We start from the raw sequence: 18,151 nt of genomic DNA on the forward strand, positions 1-18,151 counted from the left end.
TACTCGAAGTAAGTTACGAGCGGTAGACTCCATTCGTGACCGCTCCAGCGCCACGGCGCCGCATGCCCAGGGCGCAGCGCATGGCCCAGATGCTCACCGTCGCCGAGGAGGTCTTCGCGGAGCAGGGCTACCTCGCCACCTCCATGGACGAGATCGCCGAACGCTGCGGCGTCTCCAAGCCGATGATCTACGAGTACTTCGGGTCCAAGGAGGGCCTGCTGATCGGCTGCATCCACCGGGCGCGCGCCGAGCTGCGGGAGAAGACGGCCGCGGCCATCGCGGGCGCGCAGGACCCCGAGCAGTTCCTGCGGCTGGGGCTGCTCGCGTTCTTCGAGTTCATCGTCGACCACCAGCGGTCCTGGGCCCTGCTGCGGCAGGAGGCGGCGATCGCGGTGCCGTCGGCGCAGGAGGAGGTCGAGGGCATCCGGCAGCAGCAGACGGACATGATCGGGTCCGTGCTGGTGTCGTTCGCGCCGGAGATCGACCCGCTGGAGGCGGAGGCGTTCGCGGAGATCGTCGTCGGCGCGTGCGAACGGCTCGCCGTGTGGTGCGAGCGCAGGCCCGGTGTGGGACCCGCGCTCGCGACCGACTACGTGATGGCCGTGGTCTGGCCGGGCGTCGCCGACCGGCTCACGAAGCTGCCTTGACCCGTTCCGCGCGCATCTGCGTGACGGCGGGCAGGTCCAGCGGCGCCACCTTCGTGCCGGTGGCCCACTCGATCAGCATGTCGGCGAGCTGCGGGTTGCGCGGCAGCACCGGGCCGTGCAGGTAGGTGCAGACGATCCGGCCCTGCACCGCGCCCTCGACGCTGCCGTCGTTGCCGGTGCCGACCTTCACGTGCGCCAGCGGACGCGCGGACGGGCCCAGCACCGTGCGGCCCTGGTGGTTCTCGAACCCGGTCAGCACACCGGAGAACAGGCCGTCCGCCGGCTCGGCCAGCACCTCGCCGATGGCACGGCTGCCCCCGGCGTGCGAGGTCGAGTCGATCAGGCCCATGCCGGGGTGCGTCACGTTGTCGGCGCGGGTGAAGCTCTCGCCGAAGATCTGGATGCCCGCGCACACCCCGAGCACCACGGCGCCCTTCGTGACCGCGCGCTGCAGACCGGGGTGCTCGCGCAGGTGCTTCACCGCGAGCGTCTGCGCGGTGTCCTCGCCACCGCCGACGACGTAGATGTCGCACGAGTCCGGCACCGGCTGGCCGTAGTTGATCGGCACGACCTCGGCCTTGATCCCGCGCCACGCCATGCGCTTCTCCAGCACGACGGCGTTGCCGAAGTCCCCGTAGGTGCCGAGGAGGTCCGGCAGCACGAGGGCGATCTGGACGGTCGACTCACTCATCAGCGGCAGCCCTGGCATTCAAGTCGCGGAACGCGGTGTAGTTGGCGATGACCTCGACCGCGCCGGCGGGCAGCTGGTCGAGGGCCCTCAGCGGGTCTTTGACGATCGTGTGCTCGACCTCGGCGTACGTCAGGCGCACGGCCAGGTCGCTGGCGCGCTCACCGGACGCGATCACCTGGCGGCCGCGCAGCTTCTCGAACGGGACGTCCCACAGCCAGCTCAGGTCGCGGCCGTCGGCCTCCTGGGCGTTGATGACCAGGACGGCCGGGTGGTGCGCCTCCCTGACCACGGTGAGCGTCTCGCTCCAGCCCGCCGGGTTCTTGCTCAGCAGCAGCCGCGCACTGCGGCCGTTGCGCTGGATCGTGCGGTACCGGCCGCTGACGTTGCTCACGCCACGCAAACGGCGCACCGCCTCGTCGACCGGCACACCGAGCGTGTGCGCGGCCGCCGTGGCCATGACGGCGTTCGCCTGGTTGAACTTGCCCGGCAGCGTCAGCCGCAGCTCCAGCTTCCGGTGCTCCGGCGTGATCATGGCCTCGTCGGCGGTGATCCACGTCGGGTGCGGCCGCGCCAGGTCGCAGTTCGTGCAGTGCCAGTGCTCGCCCTGCCAGCGGATCGGGTCACCGCACCGCGGGCAGCTCGCGCTGTCGTGGTGCCAGCTCGTGCCGGTGGCGACCCAGACGACGTTCTTCGCGTCCCTCGCCGCACTGGTCACCATCACGTCGTCGCAGTTGGCGACGATCACGCAGTTCTGCAGCCCGGCGATCGTGTCGCGGATGCTGCGCTCGATCGTGCGCACCTCACCGACCCGGTCGAGCTGGTCGCGGCTGAGGTTCAGGATCACCGCGACCGCCGGGTTGCTGGCACCGGCGACGGCGGGGAAGTACCCCTCGTCGCACTCCAGCACGGCGTACGGGGCGTCCGGCTGCTTCGACAGCGCCGTCACGTGCCCGTCTGGCATGTTCGCGCCGCTGTGGTTGGTGGCGACCTCACCCAGCGCCGTGACGGCCCTGGCCAGCATCATCGTGCTGGTCGTCTTGCCGTTCGTGCCGGTGACCACGGCGACCCTGCGGCCGGCGGTCAGGCGGTTCAACGCCTGGGGGTCGAGCTTGAGGGCGACTCGGCCGCCGATCATGCCACCTGCGCCGAGACCCATCTTCTGGGACAGCGTGGAGCTCAGGTTGCCCAGCTTCACGGCGGCTGCGGTGCGCAGGGGGAGGCGGGCGGGGGAATCGTTCACCCCGGCGATGCTACCGGCGTGGGCGGGTAACCCTTCGTGGGCGGTGGTTTCGGTGGTGTGAACGGGGTTCGGTACAACGGTGGGTGCTGTTCCCGCGGCTCCGCCCGCGTTCCCCGCGACCGTTCTAACGGGACATCGACCGCAGCGTGCGGATCAGCTCCACCGCCGGCAGCTGGCACAGCTGCGCCATGTTCTCCACCGCCGCCAGGTCGAGGTGCACCTCCGGTGACGCCCCGGGAGGCAGCACGTGCAGGCGCCCGGCCGCCCACCGGCGCAGTGGCGCGAGGCGGGGGTTGTCCGTGGCGGCGACCAGGGACAGGTTCAGGGTCAGGTGGCCTGCCGGGGTGTCGCCGAAGAAGCGTTCGTGCACGCGGGCCAGCACCTCGTGCGCGGGCACGTCGAGTGCGTGGCAGATCTCGACCAGGCGCACGACCGAGCACTGGCGGGTGCCCAGCTCGTACGTCGCCAGGGTCTGCAGGGAGATCTCCGTCTGCAAGCGCTTGTTCAGTTCTTTCCTGGTCCAGCCGCGCTGCTTGCGAAGGCTGCGGATCTCGTCACCGAGCACGCGTTGGTACGCGGCTGTGTCGATCGGTCCTGTCGCAGTCGTCACCGGTTTCCTCCACCCCATGAGCGGGTCTCACGCTGATGGAAGGCGCCGATGCTTCGCCGCTTACGCAACTTACGGCCAACATCCCCCGAACGGGGTAAAGAACTCTACTCTGAGTATCAGTTCACGCAGCGCACGCCGTCCGCGGAGATGGGGGCAGGGGGCGGGGCGGGCTGCTGGCGGGCGCCGTCCAGTGCGAGCAGCGGGGTGCCGGTGAAGCCCTGCGAGCCGGGACCGGAGTAGTCCGCGCCGAGGAACACGCGGACGCGGCCGGCGGGGAGGTCGCCGTCCTCCTCGGTGTCGATGCCGCCCAGGACCTGCTGGACGGCCTTGCCGGCCGCCTCGCCGCCCTGGGGGTAGCGGACGACGGACGTGGCCAGCGCGGCGGCGTTGCCGGTCTGGCCGCCGACGAAGCCCTTCGTGACGAGGGACTGCAGGACCGTGGCCGCGAGGCCGGGCTGGCCGGAGGCGTTGCGGACGTCGACCGTGACGGTGGCGTTGTCGAAGGTCGGGTCGGGGACGTCGGCGGCGTCCGGGGTCTTGCCGAGGTTCTTCACGAACTTGCGGACCTCGTTCTCCTTCACCTCGACCGCGCTGCCGTCCTCGGGGGTCTGCAGGTCGGGGTTGCCGGTCGGGATGGTCTGGAACGTCATGTTCCCGCCGGTCATGTCCTTCATCTGCAACGCGAACCTCGTGATGTCCCAGCCGTCGTCGAGCACGATCGCGCCGGACACGGCCTTGATCATGTCGTTGCGCTTGGTGCTGTCGGCCAGGACGCCCGCGGAGAGCATCTTCTTCGCCAGACCGGCCATGAACACCTGCTGGCGGACGACGCGGTCGAGGTCGCCCATGGGCAGGCCGTGGCGCTGGCGGACGAACGCCAGCGCGTTCTTGCCCTCGATGGTCTGCGGGCCTGCCTTGAAGTTCGCGCCGGAGAAGCTGTCGCGGACGTTCGAGTTCAGGCACACGTCGATGCCGCCGATGGCCTTGGTGATCTCGTAGAAGCCGACCAGGTTGACCTCGGCGTAGTGGTCGATCTTCACGTCGGTCAGGTTCTGGATGGTCTCGATGAGGTTGTTCGCGCCGGCCTTGCGCGACTCCATCTCGACCTCGGGGCCGCTCTTGCCGCTGCCCTTGAGCTTCTCGGCGGCCTGGTTCTTGGCGTAGCCGTAGGCGGAGTTGATCTTGTGGCGGCCAAAGCCGCCCGCGATCTTCACGTAGGAGTCGCGCGGGAACGACACCGCGAAGGCCTTGCCGCTGTCGTTCGGGATGTGCAGCAGGATCAGCGTGTCGGTGTTGAACCCGCCGTCGTCGCTGCCGCCCGCCTGCAGCTCGTTCAGGACGTTCTGCGGCAGCGGGTTGCCCTTGGAGTCGGTGCGGCTGTCCATGCCGACGAGCAGGATGTCGATCGCGCCGTCGGCGGGCTTCTCCCCGGCGTCGGCGAGGTTCAGGTCCTGCTTGGTGAGGCCGTCGGTCAACGAGGTGAGGTTCTGCCACGCGATGCCGGTGACCAGCAGGACCGTCGCCGACAGCATGCTGATGAAGATCCTGGCGCCGGTCGACGCACCGCGCTGGGCCGCGCTCGGGCGGCGGGCGGCGGCGGGACGCGGGCGCTGGGCAGGGCGCTGCGGCGGCTTGGCGGCGGGCGCGGCGGTCTTCGCCGGGGTCGTGCGGACGGTGGGGCGGTCGGCCACCGGACGCGGGCGCGGGCCGGACGACGAGGCGCGGGCGGGCACACGGCGCGGCTCCGCGCGGCCCGCTGGCTCGCCGCGGCTGTCCGACGTGCCGCGACGGGGTGGTTCCACGCGCCTGGGCGGCTCCCGGCGCGGCGGTTCCTGGCGCTTCGGCTGGTCCGACCGGCGCGGGTCCCTGCGGGGCGGCTCCGAGCCGCGCGGCGGGTCCTGAGGACGGCGGGGCTGCCCCGACGGCGGACGCGGGGTGGCGCTGGGTCGCCGAGGAGACCCGTTCGGCTCTCCTGGCCGCGGCGGCCGGTTGTCCACACCCACTCCTCTCGGCACGTGCGGGTACCCCAAGTAGACGTGGTGACTCCCCACTTGGTTGTGCGTAGCGTGACACAGTGGGGAAGACCACCCGATCCAGGCCCCGTGACCAGGGGTTTTGTCCGCTTCGTAGACTGGCCGCCGTGTTGACGATGCAGGACGCGCTGCTCGCGCTGACCAAGTACTGGACCGAACGGGGCTGCCTCGTCGTGCAGCCCTTCAACACCGAGGTCGGAGCCGGGACGCTGAACCCGGCGACCGTGCTCCGGGTGCTCGGTCCCGAGCCGTGGCGCGTCGCGTACGTGGAGCCGTCCGTGCGGCCCGACGACGCCCGTTACGGCGAGAACCCGAACCGGCTGCAGACCCACACCCAGTTCCAGGTGATCCTCAAGCCCGACCCCGGCAACCCGCAGGAGCTCTACCTGGGCTCGCTGGAGGCGCTGGGCATCGACGTGCGGGCCCACGACGTGCGGTTCGTCGAGGACAACTGGGCCTCGCCCGCACTGGGCGCGTGGGGCCTGGGCTGGGAGGTCTGGCTCGACGGCCTGGAGATCACCCAGTTCACCTACTTCCAGCAGGCCGGCGGCATGACGCTGGACCCGGTGTCGGTGGAGATCACCTACGGCATCGAGCGGATCATGATGGCGCTGCAGGGCGTCGACCACTTCAAGAAGATCGCCTACGCGCCCGGCATCTCCTACGGCGAGGCGTTCGGCCAGTCCGAGTACGAGATGTCGCGGTACTACCTCGACGACGCGGACGTGGAGGCGAACAAGCGCCTCTTCGAGGAGTTCGCGGCCGAGGCGCGCCGGATGCTCGACGCCCGCCTGCCCGTCCCGGCGCACAGCTTCGTGCTGAAGTGCTCGCACATCTTCAACGTGCTCGACGCGCGCGGTTCGATCTCCACGACCGAGCGCGCGCGTGCGTTCGGCCGGATGCGCGGGCTGGCCCGCGAGGTCGCCGCGCTGTGGGCGGAGCGGCGCGAGGAGCTCGGCCACCCGCTGGGCCTCGCCGAGACCCTGGCCCCCGCCGCCGCGCCGACGTCGTTCGCCGACGTGACCGAGCCGGCGACGCTGCTGTTCGAGATCGGCACGGAGGAGCTGCCGCCGGCCGAGGTGCTGCGGACCGTGGACGCGGTGCGCGCCGGTGTGACGGCGAAGCTCGGTGCGACCCGCCTGACGCACGGCGAGGTGACCGTGCACGGCACGCCGCGCCGGATCGTCGTGCTGGTGCCCGAGGTGTCGCCGCGGGAGCCGGACGCCGAGCGCACGGTGCGCGGCCCGCGGGTCTCCGCCGCGTTCGACGCCGACGGCAACCCGACGAAGGCCGTGCAGGGCTTCGCCCGCGGCCAGGGCGTCGACGTCGCCGCGCTGGGCCGGGTCGAGGAGAACGGCGTCGAGTTCGTGGCGCTCACCAGGACCGATGCCGGCCGCGGTGCCGTCGAGGTGCTCAGCGGGCTGCTCGGTGAGGTCGTCTCCGACCTGCGCGCCGAGAAGAACATGAAGTGGAACGACCCGAAGCTGTCGTTCACCCGCCCGATCCGCTGGCTGCTCGCGCTGCTCGGCACCACGCCGGTGCCGGTCGCGGTGTCGGCGCTGGCCTCCGGCACGGTCACCCGCGTGCACCGCACGGCCGACGCGCCGGTGGTCGAGGTGTCCGCCGCGGACGGTTACCCGGAGTTCCTGTCCTCGCACGGCATCCAGGTCGACGCGCAGGCCCGCGCCGAGGCCATCGTGGCCGCCGCGCAGGAGCTCGCCGCGTCCGCCGGCGGGGTCGCGGAGGTCGACGGCCTGCTGGACGAGGTGACGAACCTGGTCGAGTGGCCGACGCCGATCCTCGGCTCGTTCGAGGAGCGGTACCTGGAGCTGCCCGGCCAGATCCTCACCACGGTCATGCGCAAGCACCAGCGGTACCTGCCGGTCCGCACCGCCGACGGCGCGCTGCTGCCGCACTTCGTGGCCGTGGCGAACGGGTCGGTGGACGCCGACCTGGTCCGCGCGGGCAACGAGGCCGTGCTGCGCGCCCGGTACGAGGACGCGGCGTTCTTCTGGCGCGCCGACCTCAAGACGCCGCTGGAGGAGATGAAGGCGGGGCTGGCGAAGCTCACGTTCGCGGACAAGCTCGGCTCGATGGCCGACCGCGCCGGCCGCATCGCCGCACTGGCCGGCCGGTTCGCCGGTGTGGTCGAGGTCGACCGCGAGACGCTGGACCGCGCGGGGCAGCTCGCGAAGTTCGACCTCGGCTCGCAGATGGTGATCGAGCTGTCGTCGCTCGCCGGTGTGATGGCGAAGGAGTACGCGGTGCGGGCGGGGGAGACCCCCGAGGTCGCGCAGGCGTTGTGGGAGATGGAGCTGCCGCGGTCGGCCGGTGACGCGCTGCCGTCGTCGGTGCCGGGTGCGCTGCTGTCGCTCGCTGACCGGTTCGACCTGCTCGCGGGCCTCTTCGGCATCGGGGCGCAGCCGACCGGCTCGTCCGACCCGTTCGGGCTCCGGCGGGCGGCGCTGAGCGCGGTGAGCGTGCTGCGCGCGTTCCCCGACCTGCGCGCGATCACGCTGACGAAGGCGCTGTCGCTCGCCGCGGAAGGGCTCGAGGTGCCGGCCGAGGCGCTGGAGACGGCACGGGAGTTCGCCGTCCGCCGCTACGAGCAGGCGCTGCTCGACGCGGGCCACGAGCACCGGTTCGTGCAGGCGGTGCTGCCGCTGGCCGACTCGCCGGTCCTCGCCGACGAGACGCTCGCGCAGCTGGAGTCGCTGGCGGGCGACGAGTCCTTCGACGCACTCGCGGCCGCGTTGCAGCGGGTGCGCCGGATCGTGCCCGCGGACGTGGCGCCGTCCTACGACGCCGCGGTGCTGGCCGAGCCGGCGGAAGTGGCGCTGCACAAGGCGTTCGACGGTGTGACCAAGGACGTTGCCGGTCTCGCGGCGTTCGTGGCGGCGGCCGGGGAGCTGACCGGGCCGATCAACACGTTCTTCGACGAGGTGCTCGTGATGGCCGAGGACGCGGACGTGAAGGCGGCCCGCCTGGGGCTGCTGGCGTCCATCCGCGACTTCGCGGCGCCGGTGCTCGACTGGACCCAGCTCTAGGAAGTGGCGTCTGCAAGTACTACCGACATGAAGTCGGTAGTACTTGCAGACGCCCGCTCAGCAGGACGGGGTGGGGGTGCCGGGGTGCAGCGTCACGCTGCGGACCCGGCCCACCGCCCCGTTCTGCTTCTGCGGCAACGGGCACACCCGCACGACCGGCGGCTCGGCGCCGACCCGGTTGCCGTCGTTGTCGAACATGATCGGCCCGCCCGCTCCCAGCACCGCGGTCTCCGGTGAGGAGACGAAGCTGATCTGGGTGTTCACCTGGCTGCGCTGCACCGGTTTGGTCACCGGCAGCTTGTTGACGGCCTCCTCGACCACGGACACGGCGTCGTAGCCGTTGACCGCCCAGCCCGCGTCGGTGTGCGCCACGTCGAACCCGATCCGGGTGAACTGGCGCTCGAAGTCGGCGAACCCGGTGTTGCCGGGGACCTGCTTGTCCGCCCCACCGACCAGGGTGGCCACCAGGCGCAGCTTGCCGGAGGTGAAGGAGGGCGAGGACAACGCCTGCACGCGCAGGTCCTCCAGCCGCGGGTCGAGCTCGGCCGCCCGCACCCGCTGCCCGTCCGACGTGCTCACCACCGTGATCGAGCTCGCCGAGCAGTGGCCCTGCGAGAACTCCTGGTCGAGGCTGTGCAGGAACATCGCCAGGTCGCGGCCGCGGGCGATGTAGCCGACCGTCACGTCCTTGGTCACGTTGCAGACCCGCCTGGCGGTCTGCGACACCGTGCTCGCCTCGTCCGGGTCGAACTTGACCTCGGTGATGTTGCCGCCGAACTGCTTGTGCATCAACGGCAACGCGGTGCAGGTGTAGGGGTCGGTGCCGCCGGTCGGCACCATGATGAAGTCGAGCCGGGTGCCCGGCAGCGCCGCGCCGAGCGAGCGGATCTGCTCGGAGCCGCGGAAGGCCACCCGGTAGTAGTGGTCGCGGCCCACGCCGTTCTGGTAGGTCGTGTCGGGCTCGCAGCCGCTGTAGTCCGTCTCCTGCGCCGTGGAACCGCTCTGGTCGAACCCCTCCGCCGTGACCAGGTCCGAGACCATCGGGATCTTCTCCGCCGCCAGCAGGTCGGCGATCTCCGCCGAGTGCTGGTGGCTCAGCCCGATCCCGGCCACGGCGACGACCTCGGGGTGGTCGGCGAGTCGGCGCGCGACCTGCACGGCCTCCTGCTCCGGCCCGTACGCGCCGATGTTGCCGACCAGCAGCCGCACCGGGTGCAGGCAGCCGGTGCCGTTCGCGCGGGCCTGCCCGGCCGCCATGCCCTCCAGCTCGTGCACGGCTCGCGCACCGGCGTACTGGTCGGTCATCGTGAGCAGCACGCCGACCGTCACCGGGGTGCCGCTGGGGTCGCAGACCTCGGCCGCCGCGGCGTTCTGCTTCTCGATCACCTTCAGCACGTTCGTGAACGCGTCGAGCTCGAAGGCGTAGGGCCCCTGGCTCAGCCCGACGCACTCGCCGCCGGCCGACCACACGTCCGCGCTGGGCAACCAGCCGTCCTTGCAGGACAACCGCTTCCACAGCCACGGACCGCCGGTGAGGCCCCCGGCCACGAGCGCGACGACCGCGAGCACGGCGACCGGGCGCAGCCAGTCGGTCCACTTCGCGGGGTGCCGCAGCGCTCGCGGTCTGGGCCAGACCCCGAGGTAGAAGCGTTCGGTGAACGTCACCGGTGGTTCCTCCCGAACCGTTCGTAGCGCTGTGCGCGCCTGAGCAGCAGCGCCGGGTCCTGCGCGCGGTTGGAGAGCTGCCGCAGGGCTTGTTCCACGTGCACGGCGTAGTCCTGCAGCACGTCGGGGTCCGTGACGCACGGGTCGTGGTCGAACGCGGGCACGACGCCGAGCAGCCGGTGGACGTGGGCCAGGTCGCTGCCGCGCGCGGCACCGCCGATCGAGTCCGGCGCGGTCTCGCGCGGGTTCACCTCACCGGTGACCAGGTCGAAGAGGTCGAGCCAAGCCTTGGTCGCCATGTCCGCCAACGATTCCAGCAGCTCCGCCGCCACCGCCGCGCGGTCGCCCAGCAGCAGCGTGTGCCGCAGCCGGGGACCCTCGTCACCGGCGTGGTCGCGCAGCTTGCCGACCACCGCGTCCCACGACGCCTCGTCGGTGCCGGGCCGCGCGGCCAGCAGCCGCAGGCCGAGGTAGCGGACGAGCGGTGGCAGCCGCTGCTCACCGGACTCACCCGGTGTCCACAGCGTCGGCGACGAGTACAGCGGCGAGCCCAGCCCGACCGGGTCGGGCAGCAGCGGGGCGAGCGTCTGCGCCTCCAGCTTGGTGAGCGCCGCCGACAACGTGACGAGGGCCTGCACGTGGTGCTTGTTCGCCCTGCCCCCGGCGGAGAACTCGCGCACGAACGGTTCGAGCAGGCCCGTCTCCGCGCCGCGCAGCAGCCTGGCGGGCTCACGGGTGCGGCTCGGTTCGTCGTGGAGCTTGCGCAGCAGCGTGTCGACGGACTTCGGGTGACCGCGGCTCAACCGGTGCACGACCTTGCCCACGGTGCTCGCGGCGAGGTCGTTGGGCCACAGGTGGCTCTTGGCGAGCTGCACGACGTCCTTGCTCGTCAGGTCCTCCGACCGGACCCGCAGCCACACGCGGGCGGAGCGGGCGAGGTCGGCGTCCACATCGGACTCGGCGAGCACCGGTGCCTCCGGCAGCTCGTCCTCGGCCAGTTCCTCGGCCAGCAGCCCGCCGCTCGTGGTCACGACGAGCAACGGGTCGGGCAGCGCGGGATGGCCGCCGCGGGCGGTGTCCGCGATCGCCCTGCGCACCCGCAGCAGCGCGCGGACGAACGTCGTGGCCACCGCGATGTCGCCGTCGTCGAGCAGCATCAGCACGTTGTGCCGCCGGGTGCTGACCGGCGCGAGGCTGTGCCGCAGATCGGCCAGCAGCGCGGCGACGAGCAGGTCGTCGACGTCGCGGCGCACGTCGGGGTCCCTGCTGCGGGCCTGGGCGCTCAGCCGCAACCGGGCCTGGTCGGCGTTGAGGGAGAGCCGCTGGTCCTGGTGCCCGAACCACTCCAGCGCCGCCCTGCTCCAGCGGAAGCCGGACGCCCGGCGCGAGGTCTCCAGCATGCCGCCGAGGTAGTCGGCGATCCGGTTCACCACCGGCGCCGGGTCCACCGGCAGCTGGATCAGCGAGCCGGCCGTGGCGGCGAGGTCGCGCACCAGGTCGCGCAGGTTGCGGTCGCGGTAGTTGTTCGTCTGCCGGTTGAGCTCTTCGAGCGCGGCCTCCTGGTCGAGGGTGTCGGTGTCGACGCGCATGGCGATCTGCGCGAGCAGGACGCGTTCGAACGACAGGGGGAAGCCGGGGACCTCGGTGCTCAGTCCCAGCAGCACGGCCGCGAGCACCGGCCGCACCGCGCTGTCCCACGCGGTGTCCTCGTCGTCGGCGCTCAGCTCACGCGGCCGCACGAGCACCGTGGGCGTCCGGTCCTGCCACTCCAGCACCGTCTGGTGCAGCAGCGCGGACTTGCCGGAGCCTCCGCAGCCCTCGACGACGAGCACCGGTGTCACACCTGCCCCCACGGCCCCGACCAGGCCTTGGACGAGTCCGCGCAGCCGGGTGCGCCCTTCGAACACCGTGGCCTCCTCCGAGGTGCGGGGATCGAAGAACTCTATGCAGCCGTGGAGTTCCTACGGGCGCGAACGACGCAATCTGCCTGCGGTTTCGCCGTGTTGGCCGAATGGATCACCCGTTCGGCCGCGCGGGGGAACGCGCTGCGTCGAAGCGCGGCAGGGGGCCACCCCCGGTCGCACGGCGAAGGGCGCCCCGATCGGGACGCCCTTCACCTGCGCGGTCACGAGGTCACCTGATCTCGAAGCTGTCGCCGTAGACCTTCCACTTGAGCGGCGTCTTCAGGTCGAAGTTGCCGGCCTTGAGCCACACGCGCTGCGCGGTCTCGATGCGGGAGACGTCCTCGTGCGCGGCCTCCTGCTTCATCGCCCACACGCGGGCGTCCATGAACGCGTTGAGCCAGGTGGTCTCGTTGCCGCCCTGCGACGGCGGCTTCGCCTTGCCCAGCGCGCGCTTGCGGATGTTGCTGAAGCTGGTCTTGTCGCCACCGTCGCCGTGGACGACGATCGCGTCGTAGTAAGCGAACTGGCCGAGCGCGCGCACTCCGTCGGCCTTGCCCTGTGCCACGGCCGGGTTGAAGTACACGCGGTCGCGTTCGGACTCCTGGGCCGCCTTGAAGGTCGAGTCCTTCGCCGCGGTCTTCCAGTCCCTGGTGAAGTTCGGGTCCAGGCCCGAGTGCGAGTCCGTGCCGTTCACCCTGCGCAGTGCGGGGAGGTACTTCTCCAGCACGTTGCCGGGCTTGCGGGACTTGTAGAGCTCGACCAGGTCGAGCATGTCCCCCGTGCCACTGCAGAAGCCGATGATCCCGGCGGTGTAGCCGCGACCGTCGTCGATGTCCTCGATGTAGCCGAACTGGGCCCTCCAGTCCGTGGAGGAGTTCTCCGCGCTGGACACGATCTGCATCGCGATGTCCTTGAGGCGCGGCTCGTCGAGGTTGGCTGCGGAAGCCGTTGTTGCGGTGGTGGTGATGAGCGCGGCGCACGCCAGAAGCGCGGCCGCGATGCGACCAGAGAGTTTCACGGTTTTCCTCCGGGGCAGAGATGTGTGGGGTCCCGGGCGGCGTGAGGGCAACGGTAAGCGGTCCACACCACTATTGGCAAGAGTCTTTACTAATTTGCGAAACGGACAATCCCCGCAACAGGCCCCGGAAACGGCAAAGGCTCCCGGCCGAAGCCGGGAGCCCCTGTGGTGCAACGGAAATCAGATGAACTGACCGCCGCGGGTCACCGCGCCGTAGGCGTCCACGATGCCGTGACCGTAGAAGCCGTTGAACTTCGCGTCACCCTCGCAGGTGGCGTCGAACTCGGCGGAACGACCGACGTTGACGTACGACACCGTGCGCGGGTTCGGGCACGCACGCTGGATCGCCGTCTTGTACAGCACCTTCTCGACCTTGTCGGGGTCGAGGGTGAGGCCGCCGTTCTTCTTGTCCTTCTTGCCGTACTGGCTCACGACCAGCGCGGCGACACCAGCGGCGTGCGGGGCGGCCATCGAGGTGCCCTGCAGGTACTGGTAGTAGCCGACCCTGTCACCGTCGACGGCCTTCTTGACGCCGGCGTCGAGGCCCTTCTGCGTGATGTTCCCGGCCTCGTCGATGTTGCCCTCGGCGAGGGCGACGTTGCGCGGGTAGGTCGACAGGATCATGTTCTCGTTGGTGCGGTACCACGGCGTGCCGAGGCCGTCGCGGAAGTAGCCGCCGGGAGCCGAGAGCGCGGTCTGCTCCACACCGTAGTTGGAGTAGTCCGCCTTGGCGGTCGACGGGCCGAGCGACGAGACCGAGATGACGTGGTTGCCCTCGGTCGGCAGGTTGAGGCAGGTGGCGTTGTCGATCGGGCGGGGACGGGCGTGACCCGGCGGGTAGTTCGGGCTCGCCGTGTCGGTGCGCGGCTTGCCGAGGTCCTCGTGGTTGTTGCCGCCCGCGCCGATCAGCGTGACGCCCTTGCGGTGCGCGTAGTTCAGGGCGCGCTGCACGGTCGCGATGATCGTGCGCTGCTCCAGCTGCTCCTCCGCCGTGGCGGTGGAGTCGTTGGCGCAGTTCATGTACCACGGGTCGACGTAGAACGACATGTTGATCACGTCGAGGCCGATGTCGGCGCCGTAGGTCAGCGCGTCGACGACCGGCTGCAGGAAGAACGACCCCGCGTCCTGCCCACCGCGGATGTTGACCAGCGACACGCCCGGCGCGACACCGGAGATGCCGAAGCCGTTGGCAGCGGCGCCGATGGTGCCGGCGACGTGCGTGCCGTGGCCGCCGTCGTCCCAGTTGGCCGGGTCGACGCAGCCGCGGAACTCGCACGGGCCGTCGAACTCGCCACCGTCGGCGTCGTTCGGGATGTCGACGGTGAAGTTGCGCGACAGCTCGTTGTTGAAGTTCGGCGCGATGTCCGGGTGCGAACCGTCCACACCGGTGTCGAGGATGCCGACGTACACCCGCTTGTCACCGGCCTGCTTGGCACGGGCGATGTTCGAGCGGACGAGGTTCAGGCCCCACAGGTCGCCGTCGAGCGGGTCCATGCCCGCGGTCGACTTCGGCGCGGCGGGAGCCTTGTTCGCCGCGGTGGTGGTGTTCTCCTTCTCCACGTTGTCGCGCTTGGCCTTCTCGGCCTTCTTCTGCGCCGGCGCGTGGCCGATCGGCTTCGCGCGTGCGGCGCCGGCGACGTCCTTCGACGCCGAGACCTTCTCCACGAAGCCGTTCGCGGGTGCCTTCACGGTCAGCAGGCCGATCGCCTGGTTGTCCCGCACGACCTCGCCACCCGCCGCGTGCACGGCGTCGATCGCGAAGTCGCGGTTGCCCGGGTCCTGCAGGAGCACCGTGTACTCCGTGTCCTGCTGCTGCCCGGCCGCGGCCGGCGCTGCCCCCGCCGCCGATGTGCCCGCGGCGATCAGCGACACCGTTGCCGCCACCGCCATCACGGTTCTGCGCGTTCTCACCTAGCTGTCTCCTCACACCCGGTCAGGGCTGGATCCAACACAGAAGGTACGGCCCCCGATTGCCGCCCAAGTCCAGCACACTAGGTGCGAAATAGGGCGAACATCAGCGCCTTTCGTACGGAATCGAACTGTAGTCGATCGGCCGCAGAGCGTGATGGCCGAGAAGAAATCTTGACTTAACATCTCGCAAGCGATGAACTCCGCGTTTATGCGAAGACGGGTAATGGCGGCGTCGGCATGCGCGCTCCTCCTTCTCTCCGGTTGCGGCGATGCTGACCAGGGCGGTCTGTCCCTGCCCACGCGCGGCCCCAAACCCGTTGTCGGTGTAATCCTTCCGGACCGAACGTCCTCGACGCGGTGGGAAGAACAAGATCGCCCATTGTTGACGCAGGCGTTCAACTACGCCGACATCGAGCCGTTCATCGAGAACGCGGACGGCAACGAGGCGAAGTTCGCCCAGATCGCCGACGAGATGATCCGGCGCAAGGTGAAGGTACTGGTCATCACGCCGTTGTCGTCGGCCGGTGGTCTCGCCGTGCAGAAGAAGGCGAAAGACGCCGGCATCACGGTCATCGACTACGACCGCGTGACGCTCGGCGGCCTGGCCGAGTACCACGTCGGTTTCGACAGCCGCAACGTCGGCCAGCTCCAGGCGGAGGGGCTGCTCGGCTGCCTCGGTGAGCGGCCGGGTGCCCAGATCATCGAGATCGAGGGCGCGCCCACCGACCACAACGCGACGCTGTTCGCGCAGGGCCACAAGGACCGGCTGGAGGCCAAGTACGCCAGCGGGGCGCTGAAGCTCGTGAAGTCGGCGCCGGTGGACAACTGGGACGCGGTCCTCGGTGGACAGGTGTTCGAGCGGATCCTCGCCGAGAACGGCGGCAAGGTCGACGGCGTGGTCGCCGCGAACGACGGCCTCGGCGGCGCGGTCATCGAGGTGCTCAGGAAGAAGGGCCTCGCGGGCAAGGTCCCGGTCACCGGGCAGGACGCCACACTGGACGGTCTGCGGGCCGTGCTGCGCGGCGACCAGTGCGTGACCGTCTACAAGCCGGTGCGCGACGAGGCGGAGGCGGCCGCCCGGCTGGCCATCGCGGTCGCCCGCGGCGACCTGGCCGGTGCCGACGACCTCGCGACGGGCAACCTGCGCGACCCCGTCTCCCGGCGGGACGTGAAGGCCGTGCTGCTGGGCGCCACGCTGATCAAGCGCGACACGGTGCGCACCATGGTGACCCAGGGCGTGATCAAGGCGCAGGAGCTGTGCGCGAGCGAGCTGCAACCGGTGTGCGTGCAGCAGGACATCGTCGGCGGCTGACCCCGGTCGCCCGCCACGACCTCCCCGGCGCTAGTCGGGGAGGTCGTGGCGGCCGGAGATGAACTCCTGCACGGCGATCTTCGCCCGGATGATCGGCTGCCGGATCCGCGCCTCGCGCCGGTACGCGCGGGCCAGCTTCCGCGAGCCCTCCCGGTAGCGCCAGCGCGCCCACGGCGACCCCGGCCGCGCGAGCCGGACCGCGCCCACCGCGGGCACGACCGGCACCAGCAGGCCCAGCAGTCCGGTCCAGATCTTGCCCTTGAGCAGTGCCGCGATGGCGAAGCACAGGTTGACGCCGATCGCGATGAGCCGCAACGTGAACGTGCTCGCCGGCGTCGTCTCCGGGTTGAGCTGCAGCACCTCGTCGTAGCCCAGCGGCCGCGCGCCCAGCAGGAACAGCCCGGTCAGCCCCACGGCGAGGAACACCGCGTCCACCGACAGCCGGCCCGCCTTCGTCCAGTACACGTCCCGCAGGTGCAGGATCAGCGCGAACTCGTCCAGCACCAGCGCGGCCCCGACCCCGAGCCCGGCCGCGGCCGCGAGCCGCGCGCCGTGCAGGTCGTCCGGGATCACCAGGCTGGTCACGCTGGACAGGAGCAGCAGCACCGTGCCGAACACGACGTGGTGCACGTGCGTGTCCCCGTGCACGACGTTGCGCGGCCACCAGCGCACCTTCGCCCTGATCATGCGCACGCTGATGCGGATGAACACGAACGTGGTCACCAGTCCGACGAAGAAGAAGAGCAGTCGTTCACTGCCGGTCAAAGCCACGGCCCCCCGGGTCCAACGACCCTCCAGGTTACCGCCTCCGGTGCGGCCCGGAGCCGATGTTGATGCCACCGTCGACGTTTCCGGTGACCTGGACCACGTTGCCGGTGACGGTCCCGGTGACGAGGTTCGTCACGCCGCCGGAGGGCCGCGGGGCGAGCTCGGCGGACAGGCTGGTCAACCGGGCGAGCAGGAGGGCGTGCAGTCCGGCGCGCACGCGCGGGGCCACCGCCACCGTGATCGACAACGCCGCCACCTGGGGCACGGCCACCTCCGCGTCCTCGTTCCGGATCTCACGGTAGCAGCGCGAACGATGGCTCGACTGGGAGCGGGAGGTCGTGGTTCACTGTCCATGGTCGTACGTTGTGTGTTCGTGCTTGAGCGTGATCATGCGACGAGGTTGAGAGCGTGTGGATTCTCCAGGTTCCGGAGATGACGCAGTTCCAAGCTTGACCCGGTGGTCGCGAGCGCGATCCGGCACCTGTTAGAGGAGAAGTAGCAAGATGGCAGTACAGGGCACCGTCAAGTGGTTCAACGCGGAGAAGGGCTTCGGCTTCATCTCCCCTGACAACGGTGGCGCCGACGTGTTCGTCCACTACTCCGAGATCCAGATGAACGGCTACAAGGCTCTCGAGGAGAACCAGCGGGTCGAGTTCGAGATCGGTCAGGGCCAGAAGGGCCCGCAGGCCCAGGGCGTTCGCGCCGTCTGAGTCTGACTGGTCAGCACATCTGATCTGTCGCGAAGCCGCTGTCCGTTTTCGGGCAGCGGCTTCGCTGCGTCTTGTGCCCGTGCGGGCGCTAATACTCTTGCGGGGCCTCGATCAGGCCGAGCTGGTGCAGCACCGTCGCGGAGTCGCCGTAGACGCGTTGGCAGACCAGCACGTCCTTGTCGAACAGGAAGAACCCGGACATCCGGACCTTGAACGACTTGCCGGTCACCGGTTCGCCGGTCAGGCTGCCCAGGTGCGTGCCCTGCAGCTCGAACTCGACGATCACGGCGTCGTCGGCGTGGTAGACCTCGACGACCTTGCTCTTCTGGTCGGGGAACGCCGCGCGCGTGCGCGTCCAGTAGTCCCGCACCGCCTCGGTGCCGTCGAGGACCTGACCGGTGGCCATGATCTCGAACCGGGGGCGGCTGAAGGGGGCCAGGCCCGCGTCGAAGTCGTACTCGTTCTGCGACTCGATGAGCTCCAGGACGATCGCCTCGCGCAGCGCTCTGAGCGCCTTGGACTCGGTCATGCCGCCCGACCTCCTACGTACGCCGTACGTCGGACGGAAGCTACTCCACGTCGTATGGTCTTCGCC

Annotated in this window: 15 protein-coding genes; 4 read left to right on the forward strand and 11 right to left on the reverse strand. The window is 70.4% G+C overall.

Going from position 1 to position 18,151, the window contains the following annotated elements:
* The first annotated feature begins 35 nt into the window (after positions 1–35).
* Entirely contained in the window at positions 36–647 is a 612-nt protein-coding gene (locus ACZ7CH_RS31545) for a TetR/AcrR family transcriptional regulator (RefSeq protein ID WP_360398244.1), read from the forward strand.
* On the opposite strand, the gene ACZ7CH_RS31550 is transcribed toward ACZ7CH_RS31545, so the two are convergent.
* The 4 genes from ACZ7CH_RS31550 to ACZ7CH_RS31565 all read right to left on the reverse strand — a co-directional run bounded on the left by ACZ7CH_RS31550 (position 631) and on the right by ACZ7CH_RS31565 (position 4,990).
* Positions 631–1,338, reverse strand: coding sequence for a type 1 glutamine amidotransferase (locus ACZ7CH_RS31550; protein ID WP_360398246.1), 708 nt, complete (start codon positions 1,336–1,338; stop codon positions 631–633). The genes ACZ7CH_RS31545 and ACZ7CH_RS31550 overlap by 17 nt on opposite strands.
* Positions 1,331–2,578 (reverse strand): Mur ligase family protein, encoded by a 1,248-nt coding sequence (locus ACZ7CH_RS31555; RefSeq protein WP_360398248.1) that lies wholly within the window; start codon positions 2,576–2,578, stop codon positions 1,331–1,333. The genes ACZ7CH_RS31550 and ACZ7CH_RS31555 overlap by 8 nt, the downstream gene beginning before the upstream one ends.
* A 124-nt stretch (positions 2,579–2,702) precedes the next feature.
* Positions 2,703–3,188, reverse strand: a complete 486-nt coding sequence (locus tag ACZ7CH_RS31560; RefSeq protein WP_360398250.1) for a helix-turn-helix domain-containing protein — start codon at positions 3,186–3,188, stop codon at positions 2,703–2,705.
* A 116-nt stretch (positions 3,189–3,304) separates the two neighbouring features.
* Complete coding sequence (locus ACZ7CH_RS31565) at positions 3,305–4,990, reverse strand: LCP family protein (RefSeq protein ID WP_360398252.1); 1,686 nt, start codon at positions 4,988–4,990, stop codon at positions 3,305–3,307.
* A 347-nt stretch (positions 4,991–5,337) separates the two neighbouring features.
* Here ACZ7CH_RS31565 and ACZ7CH_RS31570 point away from each other — a divergent pair, with 347 nt between their 5' ends.
* A complete protein-coding gene (locus tag ACZ7CH_RS31570) occupies positions 5,338–8,268 on the forward strand; it encodes a glycine--tRNA ligase (protein WP_470375647.1) in 2,931 nt (976 codons plus the stop codon).
* Between the two features lie 57 nt (positions 8,269–8,325).
* Here the strand turns inward: ACZ7CH_RS31570 and ACZ7CH_RS31575 are convergent, their stop codons facing one another.
* The 4 genes from ACZ7CH_RS31575 to ACZ7CH_RS31590 form a co-directional block, all read right to left on the reverse strand.
* Complete coding sequence (locus ACZ7CH_RS31575) at positions 8,326–9,933, reverse strand: ABC transporter substrate-binding protein (protein ID WP_470375603.1); 1,608 nt, start codon at positions 9,931–9,933, stop codon at positions 8,326–8,328.
* The gene (locus ACZ7CH_RS31580; protein ID WP_470375604.1) at positions 9,930–11,840 is read right to left on the reverse strand and encodes a hypothetical protein; all 1,911 of its coding nucleotides are present in this window, start codon (positions 11,838–11,840) and stop codon (positions 9,930–9,932) included. The genes ACZ7CH_RS31575 and ACZ7CH_RS31580 overlap by 4 nt, the downstream gene beginning before the upstream one ends.
* A 226-nt stretch (positions 11,841–12,066) precedes the next feature.
* Positions 12,067–12,855, reverse strand: a complete 789-nt coding sequence (locus tag ACZ7CH_RS31585; RefSeq protein WP_458434090.1) for a chitosanase — start codon at positions 12,853–12,855, stop codon at positions 12,067–12,069.
* A 180-nt stretch (positions 12,856–13,035) separates the two neighbouring features.
* On the reverse strand, positions 13,036–14,745 hold the full coding sequence (locus ACZ7CH_RS31590; RefSeq protein ID WP_470371476.1) for a S8 family serine peptidase: 1,710 nt from the start codon (positions 14,743–14,745) through the stop codon (positions 13,036–13,038).
* A 244-nt stretch (positions 14,746–14,989) separates the two neighbouring features.
* On the opposite strand from ACZ7CH_RS31590, the gene ACZ7CH_RS31595 reads away from it, so the two are divergent.
* The gene (locus tag ACZ7CH_RS31595; protein WP_470375648.1) at positions 14,990–16,078 is read left to right on the forward strand and encodes a sugar ABC transporter substrate-binding protein; all 1,089 of its coding nucleotides are present in this window, start codon (positions 14,990–14,992) and stop codon (positions 16,076–16,078) included.
* 30 nt (positions 16,079–16,108) lie between these two features.
* Here ACZ7CH_RS31595 and ACZ7CH_RS31600 read toward each other — a convergent pair whose 3' ends face one another.
* Complete coding sequence (locus ACZ7CH_RS31600; protein WP_360400604.1) at positions 16,109–16,801, reverse strand: hypothetical protein; 693 nt, start codon at positions 16,799–16,801, stop codon at positions 16,109–16,111.
* A gap of 76 nt (positions 16,802–16,877) precedes the next feature.
* Positions 16,878–17,117 (reverse strand): hypothetical protein, encoded by a 240-nt coding sequence (locus ACZ7CH_RS31605; protein WP_360400607.1) that lies wholly within the window; start codon positions 17,115–17,117, stop codon positions 16,878–16,880.
* 232 nt (positions 17,118–17,349) lie between these two features.
* Here ACZ7CH_RS31605 and ACZ7CH_RS31610 point away from each other — a divergent pair, with 232 nt between their 5' ends.
* Entirely contained in the window at positions 17,350–17,556 is a 207-nt protein-coding gene (locus tag ACZ7CH_RS31610; protein ID WP_030468404.1) for a cold-shock protein, read from the forward strand.
* A gap of 88 nt (positions 17,557–17,644) precedes the next feature.
* Here ACZ7CH_RS31610 and ACZ7CH_RS31615 read toward each other — a convergent pair whose 3' ends face one another.
* Positions 17,645–18,085 carry an ester cyclase gene (locus tag ACZ7CH_RS31615; RefSeq protein WP_470371320.1) on the reverse strand — a complete coding sequence of 147 codons (441 nt, stop codon included), beginning with the start codon at positions 18,083–18,085 and terminating at the stop codon, positions 17,645–17,647.
* Positions 18,086–18,151 lie beyond the last annotated feature (66 nt).

The sequence above is a fragment of the Lentzea sp. NPDC037011 genome (assembly GCF_055607425.1).